This window comes from Citrobacter sp. Cpo030 (assembly GCF_030333005.1).
GTDB lineage: Bacteria > Pseudomonadota > Gammaproteobacteria > Enterobacterales > Enterobacteriaceae > Citrobacter > Citrobacter portucalensis.
Window position 1 is genome coordinate 100,639 of sequence record NZ_JAOWGT010000074.1, and the last position, 18,296, is coordinate 118,934.

Sequence of the window (18,296 nt, forward strand, 5' to 3'; positions counted from 1 at the left end):
AAGGGGTGATTCCTCACCCCTTGATCGTTAACAAACTATTACGCCAATTGGCGCAGCATACGGCGCAATGGCTCCGCAGCACCCCACAGCAACTGGTCGCCCACGGTAAAGGCTGACAGGAACTCCGGTCCCATGTTCAGCTTACGCAGACGGCCTACTGGCGTGGTCAGCGTACCGGTAACGGCCGCCGGGGTTAACTCACGCATGGTGATATCCCGATCGTTTGGCACGACTTTGGCCCACGGATTGTGTGCCGCCAGCAGTTCTTCCACGGTCGGAATAGACACATCTTTTTTCAGTTTAATGGTGAACGCCTGGCTGTGGCAGCGCAGCGCGCCGACGCGCACGCACAGACCATCAACCGGGATCACGGAAGACGTGTTGAGAATTTTGTTGGTTTCCGCCTGTCCCTTCCACTCTTCGCGGCTCTGACCGTTATCGAGCTGTTTGTCGATCCACGGAATCAGGCTACCGGCCAGCGGTACGCCAAAGTTATCAACCGGCAGTTCGCCGCTGCGGGACAGGGTCGTCACTTTACGTTCGATGTCGAGAATAGCAGAGGAAGGGGTCGCCAGTTCCTCGGCCACATGGCCATACAGATGACCCATCTGAGACAGCAGCTCACGCATATGGCGCGCGCCGCCGCCGGAAGCCGCCTGATAGGTTGCCACGGAAACCCAGTCAACCAGGTCATTGGCAAACAGGCCACCGAGAGACATCAGCATCAGGCTAACGGTACAGTTGCCGCCGACAAAGGTCTTAATACCTTTATTCAGGCCGTCGGTGATGACATCCTGGTTAACCGGATCGAGAATAATGATGGCATCGTCTTTCATACGCAGCGAAGAGGCTGCGTCAATCCAGTAACCTTGCCAACCGCTTTCACGAAGCTTTGGATAGATTTCGTTGGTATAATCGCCGCCCTGACAGGTCACGATGATATCGAGCGCCTTCAGCGCATCCAGATCAAAAGCGTCCTGAAGTGTGCCGGTCGCGGTGCCACCGAACGTCGGTGCCGCCTGCCCAAGCTGGGAAGTAGAAAAGAAAACAGGGCGAATGGCGTCGAAGTCACGCTCCTCAACCATGCGTTGCATGAGAACAGAGCCGACCATACCGCGCCAGCCGATAAAACCAACATTTTTCATAGCGTTTTTTCCTGCAGAGATGTGTGCTGTGTATGCTAACCAGTATCCTACTGGCCTATCCTTCACCATACAAAAAGCAGCCAAAGTCGCAAGTGAAATTAATCAATGATAGCGAAGCCATCAGTAATGCGACTTATCCCGCTGCGCAAGCAAGCAGAAAGTCCGCGGTAATTATCAGGGAATTTGAGTTATGAATGAAATCATTTCAGCGGCAGTTTTATTGATCCTGATTATGGATCCGCTCGGAAATCTGCCCATTTTCATGTCCGTATTGAAACATACCGAACCAAAACGTCGCCGCGCGATTATGATTCGCGAGCTGTTTATTGCGCTGTTGGTGATGCTGATATTCCTGTTTGCGGGCGAGAAAATTCTGGCATTTCTTAACCTGCGTGCAGAAACCGTATCGATCTCCGGGGGCATCATTCTGTTCCTGATCGCCATTAAGATGATTTTCCCCAGCGCCACCGGGAATAGCACCGGGCTTCCGGCTGGTGAAGAGCCGTTTATCGTACCGCTGGCGATTCCGCTGGTAGCCGGGCCGACAATCCTGGCCTCATTAATGTTGTTGTCGCATCAGTATCCAAACCAGATGGGGCACCTGGTGATTGCGCTGCTGATCGCCTGGGGCGGCACATTCGTGATTTTGCTGCAGTCTTCGCTATTTTTACGCCTGCTGGGAGAGAAAGGGGTTAACGCGCTGGAGCGCCTGATGGGGCTGATTCTGGTGATGATGGCAACCCAGATGTTCCTCGACGGCGTTCGGATGTGGATGAAGGGGTAACGCACTCACTTTATGCCGGGTGGCGGCTTCGCCTTACCCGGCCTACGGTGTCGATATGTGCTCGTTTGTAGGCCCGGTAAGCGCTAGCGCCACCGGGCAATCAGCGCCGTGAATGTGTTTGTGAGAAACACTTCAATCATTTAAGTCTCTGAAAAAGCGTATTTTCATTTCTGCGAAGCACCTTCCGGAATACGCTCTTGTCAGCATCGCGGATAAGCATTATCTTCTCGCTGCACTTGCAAAATCAGGTGCCAGGATTGGTCCCCTGATTACCTCATTCGCGATAAAATTCACTTTTGTCGTGCGACCAGCTACACCTCAATGGTGGGCTGGACGGTGGCGTCACAAGACGCACCGGTATCCAATGAGGCCGGTAGGACCAACTCCGTTCAGCCCGCCACCAAAAGGTTGGTCCCTTCGGTGGTGGTAAATTTCACTCATTGGAGGCTGCCCTATGGCGACTACCCCTCTCTTTTCACACTCTTTATTTACCCTGCCCTTTAGCCATGCAACGGATTTTACCGAGCTGGCAGATAACTGTGAGCGTTTTGTCGAAGGGCTTGTTGAATGTCATGACCCTGTTGAAAAACTGGCGATTTGTGCGCGCCTGTCGGCCTGTCTGGCACTACTACAACCAACCTTAACGGAACCTGTACCGCAGCATCTACAGGCCAGCCTGACGGTAGAAACCTTACCGACCCGCACTCCCCTCTTTGAACCCGAACCAGATCAGATGGGGCGTTACTGCCAGCTTTTGACGCATTTACTGATGAGCAAAACGCTGTCTGACGAGATGGAACGCGTGGCGGGCGATTTACTGCAGGATTTGGTAGGCTATTTCGCCGATACGTTAAAAGCGCCGCGTTGGTTGAAAACCGAGGATGGTGTGATGGTGCTGTAAAAAAGCCGGGTGGCGGCTTCGCCTTACCCGGCCTACGGTGTCGATATGTGCTCGTTTCCAGGCCCGGTAAGCGCAAGCGCCACCGGGCAATGCCATCAGCTCAACAGCTGGAAAGCAATCATACCGACAATCGCGCCAACCGTACCGAGGATGGTTTCCATCATCGTCCAGGTCTTCAGCGTTTGCGCTTCAGTCGCGCCGGTAAATTTACCGAACAACCAGAAACCAGCGTCGTTAACATGGCTGACCACGATAGAGCCGCCCGCGATACAGATAGACAGCGCCGCCATCTGAGCACCGGAGTAGTTCAGTTGCTCAATCACTGGCATCACCAGACCGACCGCCGTTAAGCAGGCCACTGTCGCGGACCCCTGAATAATACGCACCGCCGCCGCCAGCACGAAGCAGGTGATAGCGATCGGCAAGCCCATACCGGTTAACGCTTCGCCCAGTGCAGGACCAACACCGGAATCTACCAGCACCTGTTTGAACACGCCGCCCGCGCCAATCACCAGCAGAATAATCCCCGCTGGCTGCAGCGCATGGCCGCAGATTTCCATCACGCGGTCTTTTGGCATGCCCTGGCGCACCGCCAGACCATAAATCGCCACCAGACAGGCAACCAGAATCGCGGTAAACGGATGACCGATAAACTCGAACCATTCGTAGGTTGAAGAACCGACCGGAACAAAGCGTGCGGCGATGGTTTTCAGACCAACCAGCACCAGCGGCAGCAGGATAAGCGATAAGCTGAAGCCAAAGGAGGGCATTTTGCCTTCGCCCAGATGCGGCTCGGTAATGTCTTCCGGTACATGCAGCTCAACGTAACGGCTGATGAAATTACCCCACAGCGGCCCGGCGATAATCATGCCCGGAATCGCAGCGCACAGGCCAATCAGGATCATCCAGCCAAAGTCGGCGTGCATCTGAGAGGCCAGCAGCATCGGCGCAGGCCCCGGCAGCAGGAACGCTGCGGCAGCCGCCACGCCCGCAAACAGCGGAATGACCAACTTAACCAGGTTAGTACCGGTATGGCGTGCCATTGAAAACGCTACGCTAATCAGTAGCACAATCGCCACCTCAAAGAACAGCGGCAGCGCGCAAATCAGACCGGCCAGGCCAATCGCGTAATGTGCGCGGCTGTGACCGAAGGATTTCAGCATTTTGACGGCAATCTGATCGACCGCGCCGGTCTCATGCAAAATCTTGCCGAACATCGCCCCCAGCGCCACCACAATCGCCAGGAAACCGAGCGTGCCTCCCATCCCTTTTTCCATGGTCGCCGCGATTTTATCGAGCGGCATACCGGAAAAGAGACCTGCACCAATGGATACCACCATCAAAGCAACGAAGGCGTGCATACGCGCCTTCATCACTAAAAACAGCAGCAATAAAACGGACCCTACTGCTGTTAAAACAAGCGTTAATGTGCTCACTACTTACTGCCTTGGTTAATAACCTCAATGGTGCTGGCGACCACACCGTCCAGTGGTTGATCGATATCGACCACCAGTACATCGTTTTCATTCGCACCCGGTTCTTCCAGCGCTTCAAACTGGGTAACCAGCATCTGTGTTTTGAAGAAGTGGCCTTTACGCGCCTTCAGACGGCTTTCGATAACGTCAAAATCCCCTTTCAGATAAATGAAAGAGAGGTTCGGGTTACCGTCGCGCAACTGGTCGCGGTAGACTTTTTTCAAGGCAGAACAGACGATCAGCGAAACCTTGTTGGTACGCTGCATCGCAAAAGCGGCGTCATTCAGCGCCTGTAGCCACGGTTTACGGTCGTCATCGTTGAGTGGCTCACCGGAAGCCATTTTCATGATGTTGCTGCGCGGATGGAGAAAATCGCCATCAAGAAACGCGGCCTGCAGTTGATGCGCCACTTCGCTGGCGACAGCAGATTTACCGCTGCCCGATACGCCCATCAGAACGTAAACGTGGTGATCATGATTAGTCGTGCTCAAAGCGTTGCCCCCACTGGTACAAGAATCAGGAAATTGTTACGGGTAACTGTTATCGGTAACATTGTCCAGCCGGATAAATAGAGAAGCAATATCCATTCGTGCTCGAAGTGTATAAGTGTGAGCTACTTCAAAGTTGTTGGCTTAAATAGATCCGCCCGGTGACAAGGTGAAACCTAAATCTAACATTTTAGGCGTGACTGCTTCACCACGAATGCGCGCCAGCAGGCGTTCTGCGCCAATGCTGCCCATCCGTTCACGCGGCGTGAGCACACTCGCCAGACGCGGCTCCATCACCTGCCCGATGTCGTGACCGTGGAATCCGGCAATCGCCATGTCATCCGGGATTTTCAGCCCTAAACGCTGGCATTCGAAGGCCGCCCCTACCGCCAGGTCATCGTTGGTACAGAAAATGCCGTCGAGCTGCGGGTATTCGCGCCGCGCCTGACGGATGAGTTCAATACCGGAGGAGTAGGAAGAAGACTGTTCCACCATCACGCTGTACGGCACCAGGTTGGCATCGCGCATTGCCTGCTCGTAGCCTCTCTGTTTGATGATAGTACGCTCATCAAGACGTGCGCCAAGATAGGCTACATGACGGTGCCCGCGGGCGATAATAGCGGCAGTCATCTGACGCGCGGCTTCGAAGTTGTCGAAACCGACGGCGATATCCAGACACGGAGACTGGCTGTCCATCAATTCAACCACCGGGATACCGGCAACTTCAATCATTTTCAGCGTACGGGGCGTATGGCTACGTTCGGTGAGGATCAGGCCATCGATATTCCACGACAGCATCGATTCCAGGCGCTCTTGTTCCATCTCAGGCTTATAGCCGTAGTGCGCGAGCATGGTTTGATAACCATGGGCGTCGGTGACGGCCTCAATGCCGCGTAGCACTTCAGCAAAAACCTGGTTAGTGAGAGACGGTAACAGCACGCCGATAGCGCGGCTGGTGGCGTTAGAAAGGATATCAGGAGCGCGATTGGGAATATAACCCAGCTCATCAAGTGCAGCGGCAATTTTGCCCCGCAGCGCCACGGAGACCTGCTCCGGATTACGCAAAAAGCGACTTACCGTCATTTTGGTCACGCCCACGCGGTCGGCTACATCCTGAAGTACGGGTCTTTTCTTTTTCATCGTCCTGAAGCGTTAAAAAGGGATAGATTCCCCCAGTTTACCACGGACGTGTGGAATTAATGACAAACGATGAAAAGCCGGATGGCGACGCTTTCGCGTCTTATCCGGCCTACAAGGATTACAGCACGTTATACTGGCGGCAGGTCAAACAGTAACACTTCACTGTCGCTGTCGGCATGAATAGAAATTGCCTGTTCATCCCAGATTGCCAGACCGTCGCTGGTGGTCGCTTTGGTCCCGTTAATCGTCACGTTACCTTTTACGACCTGGATCCAGACGCGGCGTTCAGCGGCAATCTGATGCACCGACTGCTCATCTTTGACCAGCGCCCAACGGTACAGCTTCATATCCTGGTACACTTTCAGTGAACCATCACGGGCATCCGGCGACAGCACCAGTTGTTTACCCTGAGCGGCATCGAAACGACGCTGTTCATAACGCGGAGTAATACCGTTCTCCTGCGGCATGATCCAGATCTGATACAGATGCAGCTTCTCAGTATTGCTCGGGTTGTACTCCGAGTGACGGATCCCCGTCCCGGCGCTCATAATCTGAAACTCACCGGCCGGAACCTGCTCTTTATTGCCCATGCTGTCCTGATGCTCTACCGCGCCTTCCAGCACGTAGGTCAGGATTTCCATGTCTTTATGGGGGTGGGTGCCAAAGCCCTGGCCTGCATCGATCACGTCATCGTTAATCACGCGCAGTGCCGAGAACCCCATAAAGTTCGGGTCATAGTAGTTGGCAAAAGAGAAGGTATGCCAGGAATCAAGCCAGCCATGATTAGCGTGGCCACGGTCGTTAGCTTTGCGTAAGTAGATCATTGTGTTCATCCCCAGATGTTTTCGATGGAGTAAGTGTGGACTCAATCCGTCTGGGATCATAGAGGGTGAAAATTGACTCCTCTGTTCAAAAAATATGAACAAGACCAGAGGAGTCTGTGCAGGCTATTTGGCGAGGGTTATCGTGGCAGGCGTTGCCTGTTCAAAGGCGCGTTCGAGGATCTCCAGGTTGGTAAGAACTTCAGATTCCTTGACGTAATTAGGCGTACCGGCGGTTAGCGTCTGGTACAGCGAATCATAGACGCGACCGTAGTCCCCCACTTCCGGCTTCACCTCTTCTTTCACCGTGATGCCGTCATCGTTGACATATTCCAGCATTCCAATGGAATCATCGGCAGCGAAACCTGGCTCACCCGGCATGATATTAGCCTTCAGGCTGGTTTCCTGCTGGTCGATACCGTACTTCACAAACGAGCCTTTGGTGCCATGCACGATAAACTTCGGATAGTCGATTTTCACCAGATGGCTGGTTTTAACAATGGCTTTCAGGTCGCCGTAAAACAGCTGCGCTTCAAAGATATCGTCCGGGTTCGCTTTGTTGCGCAGGCTGCGGATGTCGTAGGCCACATGATCGGGGCGTCCGAACAACGAGATAATCTGATCCATGGTGTGTACGCCCAGACCATAAAACGCGCCGTCCTGCGGCAGTCCCGGCTTGGTTTCTGCTTCAGGACGGTAGTAATCGAAATGGCTTTCAACCTCAACAATCTTGCCGAGCTTGCCGCTCTCAATCGCTTTTTTAGCGGTGAGGAAACAGGAGTCAAAACGACGATTCTGATACGGCGTAACGGTCAGCCCTTTGCTTTGCGCTAGCTCAAACAACTCTTTTGCTTGCGCAAGCGTTGGGGTGAAGGGTTTCTCAACCAGCACATTTTTACCCGCTTCCAGCGCGCGTTTGGCGTATTCAAAATGGCTGTCAGCATGGGTACAGACGATCACCAGCTTCACCTGCGGATCGTTTAAGATCTCGTCGAGGTCGCTGGTGAAGTGAATATGTGAATACTGCGGCGCCTGCTCTTCCGGCCTGGCGTTGCGGCGGAAAATATGCGCGACGTGCCAGCTATTTTTGCGGTTGAGGACGTACGGCAAATGGTAGCGGGTGGTGCTTTTACCAAAACCAATAAATGCGCAGTGTAAGGTCATGAGACGATCCTTTTGAAGATGATTGTCTACACCATAGCGCAAAGCGGCTGGAGACTGAATCCATCCTGTCATCATGCCGGATGCGGCGTTGCCTTATCCGGCCTACAAAACCCAGGTCTCAGCTGTAGGCCGGATAAGCGCAAGCGCCATCCGGCATCAGTCGCCCCACCCCGGGGACAAAATGACAAGTAAGCCAGGCTGAAACAAAACCCCAAAAAAAAAGCCAGCAAAAGCTGGCTAAAGTAATACTGGAAGCAATGTGAGCAATGTCGTGCTTTCAGGTTCTCCGTAGGGGTTCCCCTGAACGCAGAGCAATAATAATCATTCTCATTCGCACTTGTCTACTTCTTTTTGCAAAAAAATGCAGTTGACGGATTTTTCTTTCTCAGCGAGTGTAAATGCACAATTAACCCTGCAGGAGATAAGGAATGAGTGAGATAGTGATACGCCACGCTGAACCGAAAGATTACGACGCAATTCGTCAGATCCACGCCCAGCCGGAGGTGTACCACAACACGCTACAGGTTCCTCATCCTTCCCTCGAAATGTGGCAAGCACGGCTAACCGAGCAAGCCGGTGTCAAACAACTGGTTGCCTGCATTGACGGTATCGTCGTGGGGCATCTCTGTATTGAGGTCGCGCAGCGCCCGCGCCGCAGCCACGTGGCCGATTTTGGTATCTGCGTGGATGCCAGGTGGCACAATCGTGGCGTTGCCAGCGCGCTGATTCGTACGATGATCGACATGTGCGACAACTGGCTGCGCGTCGAGCGCATTGAGCTGACGGTATTTGTTGATAATGAGCCTGCTGTAGCAGTCTATAAGAAGTACGGCTTTGAAATCGAAGGTACCGGTAAGAAATACGGCCTGCGCAACGGTGAGTATGTTGATGCCTACTTTATGGCGCGCGTGAAATAAATTTAAGGGCGAGTCATATCGCCCTGCTTATTGAAAGGACGCAATAGTGAAAAAGTTTTTCCCCCTGGTTTTGCTGGCCTCGCTCTCCCCTGCTTTTGCCACTACCGTACAAAATCTCGATTCCGTACCCAGTGCCATCCAACATCCTGAAGGAAAACAGATTTTTGCTGAGCAAATGGCGGGAGCAACCCCTGCGAAAGGATTTGGTGAACTTCCTCAGGGCTTATCTGAAAAGCAGTGGATTGCCTGGGTTGCACCGAATGAAGATCCTGACAACCTGATCCTGAGCGGTGCTAAACCTTGGGGAAAAGACGGTAAATATATTGGCATTGCCTGTTTTGCCAATAATAAGGCTGACGCCGAGCAAGCAAAAAAATACGCGGATAACACCTGCCCGGAAAACTACAGCAACGGGCGCGCTAATAAATTATATCTCGGCGTTTTTTCCTGGCAGAATCCACAGCTAACGCCGATTGCACGCTCGGAAAAACCGTTAAACCAGCTCTCAGAGTGGAATAAAGCCGCTGAAAAAGAGAGCGATGATGAGTCCGTCAGACCGCTGGCTTATTATACAAAACTGGATCTGGCACCGTACCAGATCGCCCCCGATACCCTGGCGTTCGGGGTACGAGGTGGATACTCCGATGCCTACTCCGGCGGCGGCGCATTTTATGAAGTGCTGGAACTCTACACCATCAAAGACAGCAAGATAATCAACGTGTTTTCTGACCTTGTTTATTACTATTCGGACATTGCTGGAGACTGGAATAAAGACGGTACAAGGCAGCACGACATCAGCGAAAGTAAGTACATTCTTAAAATGCGCTCGGCAAAGACGCACGGATTTTATGACTTAGAGCGCGTTAACCTACAGGATAAAAGCAGCCAAATATTCCGCTGGTCCGAATCACTGCAGCGATATGCACCATAACCTACCAGTCAGGCCTACATCGTTCAAAACGCTGTAGGCCATTCTCTTTTATATCCCACCGAAAAATTCAAGAACGGAAGCGCCATCCAGTCCTGACATAGAATTGTTGATTACAGCCTATCGCCTTCCCCCACCGTCATGTTCAGGCTTAACAACCACCTGAATTATATGGTTATTCAGCTTTCTATCTTCATCGCTATTTTTCGTAACTTTAATAATATTAATATTACATTTTTGTTTTTTTTTGGTTTCTGCCATCACTTTATGGTGACAATCACAACAATATACTTCCCCTGGGACTAACTTAACCACGGTGAGGTAAAAAATGAAATTTGAACGCCATCATAGAATATTGAAAGAAATCAGTATTTCGGGAGTTGTAAAAGTTTCAAATCTGGCGAAAAGTCTCAAGGTAACAAAGGAAACTATTCGCTCAGATCTCAATGAACTTGCCGGGCAGGGATATCTCACTCGCTGTCATGGTGGTGCATTTATTACCCTTGACTCTCTTGATAACGTTGCAAAAAACGAAATTGCTTATGTGCTGGAAAAATATGAATCAGCGCAGAAAATAAAAAAAGGTCTCTCTGCCATGAAGAATAATGTATGTGTTATTGGCTCGTTCAATGTTGATATTATCAGTTACCTACCGAGGCTACCCTCGACAGGCGAATCATTGCTTGCCGATAAATTTATTTTTTCGCCCGGTGGTAAAGGATGCAATCAGGCATTAGCGGCAAGCTATGCCGATTCTGATGTGCATTTTATTACTAAAGTAGGGTCAGACCATTTCAGTGATTACGCCATTAATTTTATAAACTCATCAAAAATCCATAAAAGCGTTATCTATCAGAACAAAGAAACACAGACAGGTACAGCGACTATTATGGTGAATGGAGATACCGGGGATAACGTCATCGCTATCTATCCAGGTGCTAACATGACAATTTCACCTGATGAAATCACCATACAAAAAGAAGCCATCGTTCATTCAGATATTGTTCTCGTACAACTGGAGACAAATTACGAAGCACTTCAACAAACCATTCGTCTCGCACAGAAAAATGATATCCCGGTCATTATTAACCCAGCGCCATATAATGAAATGGTTAATACCATCATTGATGACATCGATTATATCACGCCAAATGAAACCGAAGCTGGTCTGCTGGCAAACATGTCCGTCAACGATATTGAATCAGCCAAATGTGCAGCAAAGATTATTCATCAAAAAGGTGTCAAAAATACCATTATCACATTGGGTAGCAAAGGTTCTCTCGCTTATGACGGAACGCAATTCATCTATTCTCCGGCATTTCCGGCCGTTGTAAAAAATACGGCTGGCGCTGGCGATGCCTTCAATGGCGCACTCGCGTCTGGCCTTGCTAAAGGAAAATCACTGGCATCTGCATTGTGCTACGCGAGCGCATTCGCCTCGCTTGCTGTTGAAACACCCAATGCCTCTGACATGCCAGAAAACGAATCCGTTCTTCATCGCATTCAGGGCTCACATTACAAACAAACTATCTCTACTCACTAAATCAAGGAGCAGACTATGAACAATACGCAGAAAAAACTAAAGGTGCTCTTTATTGGAGAATCCTGGCATATTCACATGATTCATTCAAAAGGCTATGACAGTTTTACCTCCAGTAAATATGAAGAAGGTGCTACATGGTTGCTTGAATGCTTAAAGAAAGGTGGTGTAGAAATTGATTATATGCCGGCTCACACCGTGCAAATTGCATTTCCAGAAAACATTGATGAACTAAACCGTTATGATGTCATTGTTATTAGCGATATCGGCAGCAATACGTTCCTGTTGCAAAACGAGACGTTCTACCAGCTAAAAATAAAGCCAAATGCTCTGGAATCAATTAAAGAGTATGTCAGAAATGGTGGTGGTCTGCTCATGATTGGCGGCTATCTGTCATTTATGGGCATTGAGGCCAAGGCTAATTACAAGAACACCATTCTTGCCGAGGTTTTGCCAGTTATTATGCTTGACGGCGATGACCGGGTAGAAAAACCAGAGGGTATCTGCGCTGAGGCTATCTCCCCGGAACATCCTGTCGTTAACGGATTCTCAGACTACCCGGTATTTCTTGGATATAACCAGGTTGTCGCCAGAGAAGATGCCGATGTTGTTTTAACAATAAATAATGACCCGCTGTTAGTGTTCGGTGAATACCAACAGGGTAAAACCGCCTGCTTCATGAGCGACTGTTCGCCACACTGGGGAACACAGCAATTTATGTCCTGGCCGTTTTATACCGACCTGTGGGTTAACACGCTTCAATTCATCGCCAGAAAATAAAAAACAATGGAGTAACGAAAGTTACTCCTTTTATAAAATAAAAGGATTGATGTATGAACAAAAATAAGTACTCAACTCCCTTACTGATGCTTGCAACCATCTTAGCCGGTATGCTTTCCCCAATGCAGTCTGCCGTTAATGGGCAATTGGGACACTGGTTGCAAGATGGTAATGCTTGTGCAGTAATCTCGTTCGCCAGCGGTCTGGTCGTCATGTTTTTCATTATTATTGCGCGTAAAGAAACACGCCAGCAATTCGCATCGATCCCGACGCTGATTAAAAAGAGAAAAATCCCACTGTGGAATTGGTTTGCCGGATTATGTGGAGCGATGGTTGTATTTTCGGAAGGGGCATCAGCCAGCGCGTTGGGCGTTGCCACGTTTCAAACTGCATTAATTTCCGCCCTGCTCCTTTCCGGCCTACTGTGCGACCGTTTTGGTGTCGGTGTGGATGAGAAGAAATATTTCACCCCATGGCGCGTTGCTGGCGCATTGTTCGCGGTTATTGCCACGATTTTTGTCGTGTCGCCACAGTGGCATTCAACCTCCTTTATCCTGCTCGCTATCCTTCCATTTTTGGCAGGATTACTCGCTGGCTGGCAGCCTGCTGGAAATGCCAAAGTTGCCGAGGCCACGGGCTCTATGCTGGTTTCCATTACCTGGAACTTCATTGTCGGCTTTTGTGTGCTGGGCGCTGCACTGGCAATACGTGTCGCATTAGGCCATGTCACCGTCCAGTTACCCGATACGTGGTGGATGTATCTCGGTGGCCCGCTTGGTCTGCTGTCCATCGGGCTGATGGCGATTCTGGTCAGAGGCTTAGGTCTGCTAATGCTGGGGGTAGCGTCTACCGCAGGCCAGTTGCTTGGGTCGGTATTGATTGATGAATTGATCCCATCCTTAGGCAATACGGTCTATCTGGTCACCATCATCGGCACGTTGTTCGCATTAGTGGGCGCAATTGTTACCACCATTCCAGAATACAGAGCATCCAAAATGGCGCAAAAAATGGAGGTGTCAGGATGAAAGGTTTCCTGCAAACAGTGACAGGCCCAGTGGCGCACACTGATATGGGGCTAACGCTCCCGCATGAGCATCTGTTTAACGATCTGTCATCCGTTGTTGATGAACCACATTATGCTTTTTCACAGCAACTGGTAGGAAAAAAAGTCAGTGCTGACCTTCAGTGGGGACTGAAACACGACCCATACTGCTGCGCCGATAACATGGACAGAAAAGAGATTGATGATGTCATCTTTGAAATCAATAATTTTATGTCACTAGGAGGCAGGACGATTGTCGACGCGACGGGTTCTGAGTCTATCGGTCGGGACGCTTCATCGTTACGGGAAGTGGCAATAAAAACCGGTTTGAATATCGTTGCTTCATCAGGACCTTATCTGGAGAAGTTTGAAAGCACCAGGATCCATAAACCTGTCGATTCATTAGCCGCACTGATTGATAAGGAACTGAATCAGGGGATTGGCGAAACGGATATTCGCGCCGGTATGATCGGTGAAATTGGCGTGTCACCCGCATTTACCCAAGCGGAACGTAACAGTCTGCGAGCGGCGTCTCTGGCACAACGTAATAATCCCCATACGGCGATGAATATCCATATGCCAGGGTGGCTGCGGCTGGGTGATGAGGTACTGGATATTGTCCTTGAAGAGATGAACGTCTCTCCGGCAAAAGTTTCGCTGGCACACTCGGACCCGTCAGGAAAAGATGTTGCCTATCAACGTAAAATGCTCGACCGCGGCGTGTGGCTTGAATTTGACATGATTGGTCTGGACATTACCTTCCCTAAAGAAGGTATCGCCCCAGGCGTTCAGGAGACCGCAGATGCGGTAGCTCATCTGATTGAACTGGGTTACGCCGATCAGATAGTTTTAAGCCATGATGTTTTTCTCAAACAGATGTGGGCAAAAAATGGGGGGAACGGTTGGGGGTTTGTCCCGAATGTTTTCCTCGCCTATCTGGCTGCCCGTGGAGTAGACAACGATACTCTTCGCAAGCTCTGTATTGATAATCCAGCGCGGTTACTCACGGCATAGCCAACAAAACGCCCGGTGCCTGACACCGGGCTATTAATCAAAAATCAGTATCCCGCCGTTAAATCATCCACGGAACGCGGGTCAGAAGCACCATACAGTGCGCCATCCGGTCCAACCATAATGCTCTGCGTGCTGCCCATCGCCTCTTTCAGCGCCACTTTCTGTCCTTTTTGCTCCAGCAGCTTGATTGTATCCGGGCTGAAGCCCTTCTCGATGCGCAGTTCATCCGGCAACCACTGATGATGGAAACGTGGCGCGTTGGTCGCTTCGGCGACGTTCATCCCGAAATCAATGCTGTTGACCACCATTTGCAGCACGGTAGTGATAATTCGGCTTCCGCCAGGGCTGCCGGTAACCAGCCAGGTTTTCCCGTCTTTTACCACGATAGTCGGCGACATCGATGACAGCGGACGCTTCTTCGGCCCAACCGCGTTGGCATCACCGCCCACCAGTCCGTAGACGTTCGGTACGCCCGGCTTGGCGGAGAAATCGTCCATTTCATTATTGAGCAGAATGCCGGTGTTACCCGCCACGATGCCTGTCCCGAAGGTGGTATTCAGGGTATACGTCACCGCCACGGCATTGCCGTCTTTATCCACCACTGAGAAATGAGTGGTCTGGTTGCTTTCATACGGGGCGAGCTTGCCAGGTTTGATCTGGCTGGAAGGCTTAGCCTTGTTGATATCAATCTGATCGGCAAGCGTTTTAGCATAGGCTTTGTTGGTCAGCGCTTGCCACGGCACTTTCACAAAATCCGGGTCGCCCAGATACTCTGAACGGTCGGCGTAAGCATATTTCTCCGCTTCAGCCATAACCTGCATAGCATCGGCGCTGCCAAATCCGTACTTCTTCATATCGAAGTTTTCGAGAATATTGAGGATCTGCACGATGTGAATACCGCCAGAGGACGGCGGCGGCATGGAGAAGACCTGATACCCGCGATAGTCACCGCTTATCGGCGTGCGCTCCACGGCTTTATAGCTGGCTAAATCCTCTTTGGTCATCAGCCCGCCGTTCTTCTGCATTTCCCCGGCTATCTGATCGGCAATCGCGCCTTTATAAAACGCATCCGGGCCATTCTCGGCAATCATTTCCAGGCTTTTCGCCAGATTCTTTTGCACCAGCTTGTCGCCCTTTTTCAGCGGCTCGCCGTCCTTCCAGAAAATGGCTTTGCTGTTCTCGTGATTAGGGAGCACTTCGCTGCCATAGGTTTTCAGATCGTCGGCCAGCGCGTCATTAACCACAAAGCCCTCTTCCGCTAGCTTCATCGCCGGGCGCACCACTTTGTTCAGCGGCATCGTGCCGTATTTCTCCAGCGCCAGCGAGAAACCCGCCACGGTACCCGGCGTACCGGATGCCAGATGCGACGTCAGCGACTTTTTCGCATCGGCGTTGCCCTGCTCATCGAGGAACATGTCACGGGTCGCGCCAGCAGGCGCCATTTCACGAAAATCGATCGCTGTGGTGTTACCGTCTTTGGTACGCAGCAGCATAAAACCACCGCCGCCCAGATTGCCCGCCTGGGGATGCGTCACCGCCAGCGCATAGCCAACGGCCACGGCGGCATCGACGGCATTCCCACCCTGTTTAAGAATGTCCACACCAACCTGGGTAGCTAAAGCATCCACAGAGGCCACCATCCCTTGCTTAGCACGTACGGGATGGAACACATCTTCCTCGACTCCGTAAGATACCGGTGGTGGTGCAGCCGGCGCGGCAGCAACGCTAAAACAACTTCCTGAGAGCAGAGCAGCAATGGCTACCCGGCGTAAAAACGTCGGTTTTATCATCGTTATTCTCCAGATGTATGGGGGTCGGCCCCCACTAAGCCTGGTGCATAACTCTGAAATAATCATCGTAACGGCGAGAAAGGAGTAAACTTAAGAGATCCCCGAGAGGAGAAAAGCGATGAAACGACTCTTACTTTTAGCCATGCTGTTGCCGTTTGCAGGCTTTGCACAGCCCATCAACACCATGAATAACCCGAACCAACCCGGTTATCAGATCCCGAGTCAGCAGCGTATGCAAACCCAAATGCAAACGCAGCAAATTCAGCAGAAAGGGATGCTCAACCAGCAGTTGCAAACGCAGACACGTATGCAGCAACAGCATCTGGAAAACCAAATTAACACCAACTCCCAGCGGGTCCTTCAGTCTCAGCCAGGCGAGCTAAATTCCGGTCAGCAGCAAATGCTGCCCAACAGCAACGGTGGGATGTTAAGTGGAACCCGTAACCCGGACAGCTCTCTGAATAAGCAACATATGCTGTCAGAGAAAAAGAACGGCGACATGCTGAAGCCCTCCAGCACGCCGCAGCCTAACGTTCCGTTAAAAACGATTGGGCCTTAAAAAGGTTGGAAATCCGGACCAATCGTATCAATGGCATCGGTACAGATGCAGTCCACGCCCCAGCGCAGCAGTTCCGCCGCGCGCTGGGGTCGGTTGACGGTATATACCAGAATACGTAGCCCCGCATCGCGCAGCGCATCCACACGCGCTTCATCCAGCAGTTTGTGATTAAGATGAATAGAGACGCATCCAAGCCGTGTGGTCAGCTCGCGCCAGTCCTCGCGCCATTCATCAAGCAGCAAGCCTCTCGGCAGTTCAGGTACCGCCTGCTGCGCCGCTTCAAGTGCATCAATTTCAAAGGATGACAATAGTGGCGGCGTCATTCCCGCCCACAGTTCCCGCGCGGCCAGCGCCACGACTTTGCCGGTTAACGTTCCGGTACCGGTTGTGGGTTTAATTTCAATATTTGCCATCATTCCATGCTGACGGCAGCGCTCGGCCACTTGCGAGAGCAGCGGCAGCGGTTCACCTTTAAACTCACCGCTAAACCAGCCGCCGGCGTCCACGCGCAATAAATCCTGCCAGTTCAGCTCGCCTGCCACGCCCCAGCCGTTGCTGGTTCGCTCCAGGTTGTCGTCATGCAGTAAGAAGATCTCACCGTCTTTCGACAATTTAGCGTCAAACTCGATCATGGTATGCCCGTATCGCGCCCCCACGTCGATCGCCGCCAGGGTGTTTTCCGGGGCCAGCTTACCGCCGCCACGATGGGCGACAATATGGGGGTAAGGCCAGTTACTCATACGCGTTGTCCTGTTTCGCCATCAAAAAGATGCAGATGTTTTTCCGGCAGATGCAGCCACAGCGTGCTGCCTGCCGTCGGGCGATGCTGATGCGCCAGTCGCACCACCAGCTTTTGCTCACCCCAGCGTCCGTGTGCCAGGTTATCTGCACCCAGCATTTCCAGCGTGTCGACGACTAACGGCACGCCGCCTTCGGCCTGCGAGCTTAGCGCAATATGCTCCGGGCGGATACCCAACGTCATGTTACGCCCAATAGCCTCTCTCGCGCTTCTGCCGATGGGTAACGTCATGCCGCCCTCCAGTTCAAAATGGGTACCCGCGGCGCTGATGCGCCCGTCTAGCAGGTTCATCGCCGGGCTGCCGATAAAACTCGCCACAAAGCGGCTGGCTGGCTTTTCATACACCTCAACCGGCGTACCTACCTGCTCGGCAATGCCTTTATTCATCACCATCACCCGTTGGGCGAGGGTCATCGCTTCAACCTGGTCGTGCGTCACGTATAGCGAAGTGGTTTTCAGGCGGCGATGCAGATGTTGTAACTCCAGACGCATCTGTACGCGCAGCTTGGCATCAAGGTTAGAAAGCGGCTCATCGAACAGGAATACCGCCGGGTCACGCACAATCGCTCGTCCCATCGCTACGCGCTGGCGCTGACCGCCAGAAAGTTCGCGCGGACGGCGCTTGAGCAGCTCACCCAGCTCGAGAATACGCGCCGCCTCATTTACCCGCTCAGCAATGTGCTCCTTGCCCATCCCGCGGATTTTCAGCCCCCAGGCCATGTTTTCTTCCACGCTCATATGCGGGTAAAGCGCGTAGTTTTGAAAGACCATCGCTATGCCGCGATCCTTCGGCTCCATCTCGGTGACGCGTTTATTATCAATCCAGATATCGCCACCGCTCACCCGCTCCAGCCCGGCCACCATCCGCAGCAGCGTAGACTTTCCGCAGCCGGATGGCCCAACCATCACGATAAATTCCCCGTCCGCGACGTCCAGCGTCAGCGGTTTAATTACCTGGGTTTTGCCGTCCCAGCTTTTGGTTACTGCTTGTAGTTTTAAACCAGCCATT

18 protein-coding genes are annotated in these 18,296 nt (G+C 51.8%); 9 read left to right on the forward strand and 9 right to left on the reverse strand.

The annotated features are described in order from the left end of the window. Nucleotides 1-38: 38 nt before the first annotated feature. On the reverse strand, nt 39-1,145 hold the full coding sequence (gene asd, locus OGY37_RS19770) for an aspartate-semialdehyde dehydrogenase (RefSeq protein ID WP_003827614.1): 1,107 nt from the start codon (nt 1,143-1,145) through the stop codon (nt 39-41). Between the two features lie 190 nt (nt 1,146-1,335). Between asd and yhgN the strand changes: the two genes are divergently transcribed. Both yhgN and OGY37_RS19785 read left to right on the forward strand, forming a co-directional pair. Further along, nucleotides 1,336-1,929, forward strand: coding sequence for an NAAT family transporter YhgN (yhgN, locus tag OGY37_RS19775; protein ID WP_003023480.1), 594 nt, complete (start codon nt 1,336-1,338; stop codon nt 1,927-1,929). Nucleotides 1,930-2,383: 454 nt separating this feature from the next. Next, the gene (locus OGY37_RS19785; protein WP_003827612.1) at nt 2,384-2,830 is read left to right on the forward strand and encodes a hypothetical protein; all 447 of its coding nucleotides are present in this window, start codon (nt 2,384-2,386) and stop codon (nt 2,828-2,830) included. A gap of 95 nt (nt 2,831-2,925) precedes the next feature. On the opposite strand, the gene gntU is transcribed toward OGY37_RS19785, so the two are convergent. The 5 genes from gntU to OGY37_RS19810 form a co-directional block, all read right to left on the reverse strand. Then, on the reverse strand, nt 2,926-4,266 hold the full coding sequence (gene gntU, locus OGY37_RS19790) for a gluconate transporter (RefSeq protein WP_003827609.1): 1,341 nt from the start codon (nt 4,264-4,266) through the stop codon (nt 2,926-2,928). After that, a complete protein-coding gene (gene gntK / locus OGY37_RS19795) occupies nt 4,266-4,796 on the reverse strand; it encodes a gluconokinase (RefSeq protein WP_003023475.1) in 531 nt (176 codons plus the stop codon). Before gntK ends, gntU begins: the two co-directional genes overlap by 1 nt. Before the next feature lie 141 nt (nt 4,797-4,937). After that, a complete protein-coding gene (gene gntR, locus OGY37_RS19800) occupies nt 4,938-5,933 on the reverse strand; it encodes a gluconate operon transcriptional repressor GntR (RefSeq protein ID WP_003023473.1) in 996 nt (331 codons plus the stop codon). Between the two features lie 128 nt (nt 5,934-6,061). After that, entirely contained in the window at nt 6,062-6,757 is a 696-nt protein-coding gene (gene yhhW, locus OGY37_RS19805; protein WP_286621653.1) for a quercetin 2,3-dioxygenase, read from the reverse strand. 123 nt (nt 6,758-6,880) lie between these two features. Further along, the gene (locus OGY37_RS19810; RefSeq protein WP_286621655.1) at nt 6,881-7,918 is read right to left on the reverse strand and encodes an oxidoreductase; all 1,038 of its coding nucleotides are present in this window, start codon (nt 7,916-7,918) and stop codon (nt 6,881-6,883) included. 428 nt (nt 7,919-8,346) lie between these two features. Here OGY37_RS19810 and yhhY point away from each other — a divergent pair, with 428 nt between their 5' ends. The 6 genes from yhhY to OGY37_RS19840 all read left to right on the forward strand — a co-directional run bounded on the left by yhhY (nt 8,347) and on the right by OGY37_RS19840 (nt 14,139). Continuing rightward, the gene (yhhY, locus tag OGY37_RS19815) at nt 8,347-8,835 is read left to right on the forward strand and encodes an N-acetyltransferase (protein ID WP_003827604.1); all 489 of its coding nucleotides are present in this window, start codon (nt 8,347-8,349) and stop codon (nt 8,833-8,835) included. Between the two features lie 46 nt (nt 8,836-8,881). Further along, on the forward strand, nt 8,882-9,766 hold the full coding sequence (locus tag OGY37_RS19820; protein WP_286621657.1) for a hypothetical protein: 885 nt from the start codon (nt 8,882-8,884) through the stop codon (nt 9,764-9,766). Nucleotides 9,767-10,091: 325 nt separating this feature from the next. Then, nucleotides 10,092-11,306 (forward strand): PfkB family carbohydrate kinase, encoded by a 1,215-nt coding sequence (locus OGY37_RS19825; RefSeq protein ID WP_286621659.1) that lies wholly within the window; start codon nt 10,092-10,094, stop codon nt 11,304-11,306. Between the two features lie 15 nt (nt 11,307-11,321). Then, nucleotides 11,322-12,083, forward strand: coding sequence for a glutamine amidotransferase (locus tag OGY37_RS19830; protein WP_286621661.1), 762 nt, complete (start codon nt 11,322-11,324; stop codon nt 12,081-12,083). Between the two features lie 53 nt (nt 12,084-12,136). Continuing rightward, on the forward strand, nt 12,137-13,108 hold the full coding sequence (locus OGY37_RS19835; protein ID WP_079934302.1) for a DMT family transporter: 972 nt from the start codon (nt 12,137-12,139) through the stop codon (nt 13,106-13,108). Next, nucleotides 13,105-14,139, forward strand: a complete 1,035-nt coding sequence (locus OGY37_RS19840) for a phosphotriesterase family protein (RefSeq protein ID WP_003827595.1) — start codon at nt 13,105-13,107, stop codon at nt 14,137-14,139. Before OGY37_RS19835 ends, OGY37_RS19840 begins: the two co-directional genes overlap by 4 nt. Before the next feature lie 44 nt (nt 14,140-14,183). Here the strand turns inward: OGY37_RS19840 and ggt are convergent, their stop codons facing one another. Continuing rightward, nucleotides 14,184-15,929, reverse strand: a complete 1,746-nt coding sequence (gene ggt / locus OGY37_RS19845; RefSeq protein WP_003827593.1) for a gamma-glutamyltransferase — start codon at nt 15,927-15,929, stop codon at nt 14,184-14,186. A gap of 118 nt (nt 15,930-16,047) precedes the next feature. On the opposite strand from ggt, the gene OGY37_RS19850 reads away from it, so the two are divergent. Then, nucleotides 16,048-16,488: a DUF2756 family protein gene (locus OGY37_RS19850; protein WP_003827591.1), complete on the forward strand. Its 441-nt coding sequence runs from the start codon at nt 16,048-16,050 to the stop codon at nt 16,486-16,488. Here the strand turns inward: OGY37_RS19850 and ugpQ are convergent. Both ugpQ and OGY37_RS19860 read right to left on the reverse strand, forming a co-directional pair. Further along, complete coding sequence (gene ugpQ / locus OGY37_RS19855; protein WP_003827589.1) at nt 16,485-17,228, reverse strand: glycerophosphodiester phosphodiesterase; 744 nt, start codon at nt 17,226-17,228, stop codon at nt 16,485-16,487. The genes OGY37_RS19850 and ugpQ overlap by 4 nt on opposite strands. Next, nucleotides 17,225-18,295 carry a sn-glycerol-3-phosphate import ATP-binding protein UgpC gene (locus tag OGY37_RS19860; RefSeq protein WP_149280752.1) on the reverse strand — a complete coding sequence of 357 codons (1,071 nt, stop codon included), beginning with the start codon at nt 18,293-18,295 and terminating at the stop codon, nt 17,225-17,227. The genes ugpQ and OGY37_RS19860 overlap by 4 nt, the downstream gene beginning before the upstream one ends. Nucleotide 18,296: the final 1 nt, after the last annotated feature.

What these genes read in the sequence shown, in the direction of transcription:
- OGY37_RS19860 (WP_149280752.1), bottom strand. Translation starts at nt 18,295, where the DNA reads ATGGCTGGTTTAAAACTACAAGCAGTAACCAAAAGCTGGGACGGCAAA.
- ugpQ (WP_003827589.1), bottom strand. Translation starts at nt 17,228, where the DNA reads ATGAGTAACTGGCCTTACCCCCATATTGTCGCCCATCGTGGCGGCGGT.
- yhhW (WP_286621653.1), bottom strand. Translation starts at nt 6,757, where the DNA reads ATGATCTACTTACGCAAAGCTAACGACCGTGGCCACGCTAATCATGGC.
- OGY37_RS19830 (WP_286621661.1), top strand. Translation starts at nt 11,322, where the DNA reads ATGAACAATACGCAGAAAAAACTAAAGGTGCTCTTTATTGGAGAATCC.
- yhgN (WP_003023480.1), top strand. Translation starts at nt 1,336, where the DNA reads ATGAATGAAATCATTTCAGCGGCAGTTTTATTGATCCTGATTATGGAT.
- OGY37_RS19785 (WP_003827612.1), top strand. Translation starts at nt 2,384, where the DNA reads ATGGCGACTACCCCTCTCTTTTCACACTCTTTATTTACCCTGCCCTTT.
- OGY37_RS19835 (WP_079934302.1), top strand. Translation starts at nt 12,137, where the DNA reads ATGAACAAAAATAAGTACTCAACTCCCTTACTGATGCTTGCAACCATC.
- OGY37_RS19825 (WP_286621659.1), top strand. Translation starts at nt 10,092, where the DNA reads ATGAAATTTGAACGCCATCATAGAATATTGAAAGAAATCAGTATTTCG.
- OGY37_RS19840 (WP_003827595.1), top strand. Translation starts at nt 13,105, where the DNA reads ATGAAAGGTTTCCTGCAAACAGTGACAGGCCCAGTGGCGCACACTGAT.
- OGY37_RS19850 (WP_003827591.1), top strand. Translation starts at nt 16,048, where the DNA reads ATGAAACGACTCTTACTTTTAGCCATGCTGTTGCCGTTTGCAGGCTTT.
- ggt (WP_003827593.1), bottom strand. Translation starts at nt 15,929, where the DNA reads ATGATAAAACCGACGTTTTTACGCCGGGTAGCCATTGCTGCTCTGCTC.
- asd (WP_003827614.1), bottom strand. Translation starts at nt 1,145, where the DNA reads ATGAAAAATGTTGGTTTTATCGGCTGGCGCGGTATGGTCGGCTCTGTT.
- yhhY (WP_003827604.1), top strand. Translation starts at nt 8,347, where the DNA reads ATGAGTGAGATAGTGATACGCCACGCTGAACCGAAAGATTACGACGCA.
- OGY37_RS19810 (WP_286621655.1), bottom strand. Translation starts at nt 7,918, where the DNA reads ATGACCTTACACTGCGCATTTATTGGTTTTGGTAAAAGCACCACCCGC.
- gntR (WP_003023473.1), bottom strand. Translation starts at nt 5,933, where the DNA reads ATGAAAAAGAAAAGACCCGTACTTCAGGATGTAGCCGACCGCGTGGGC.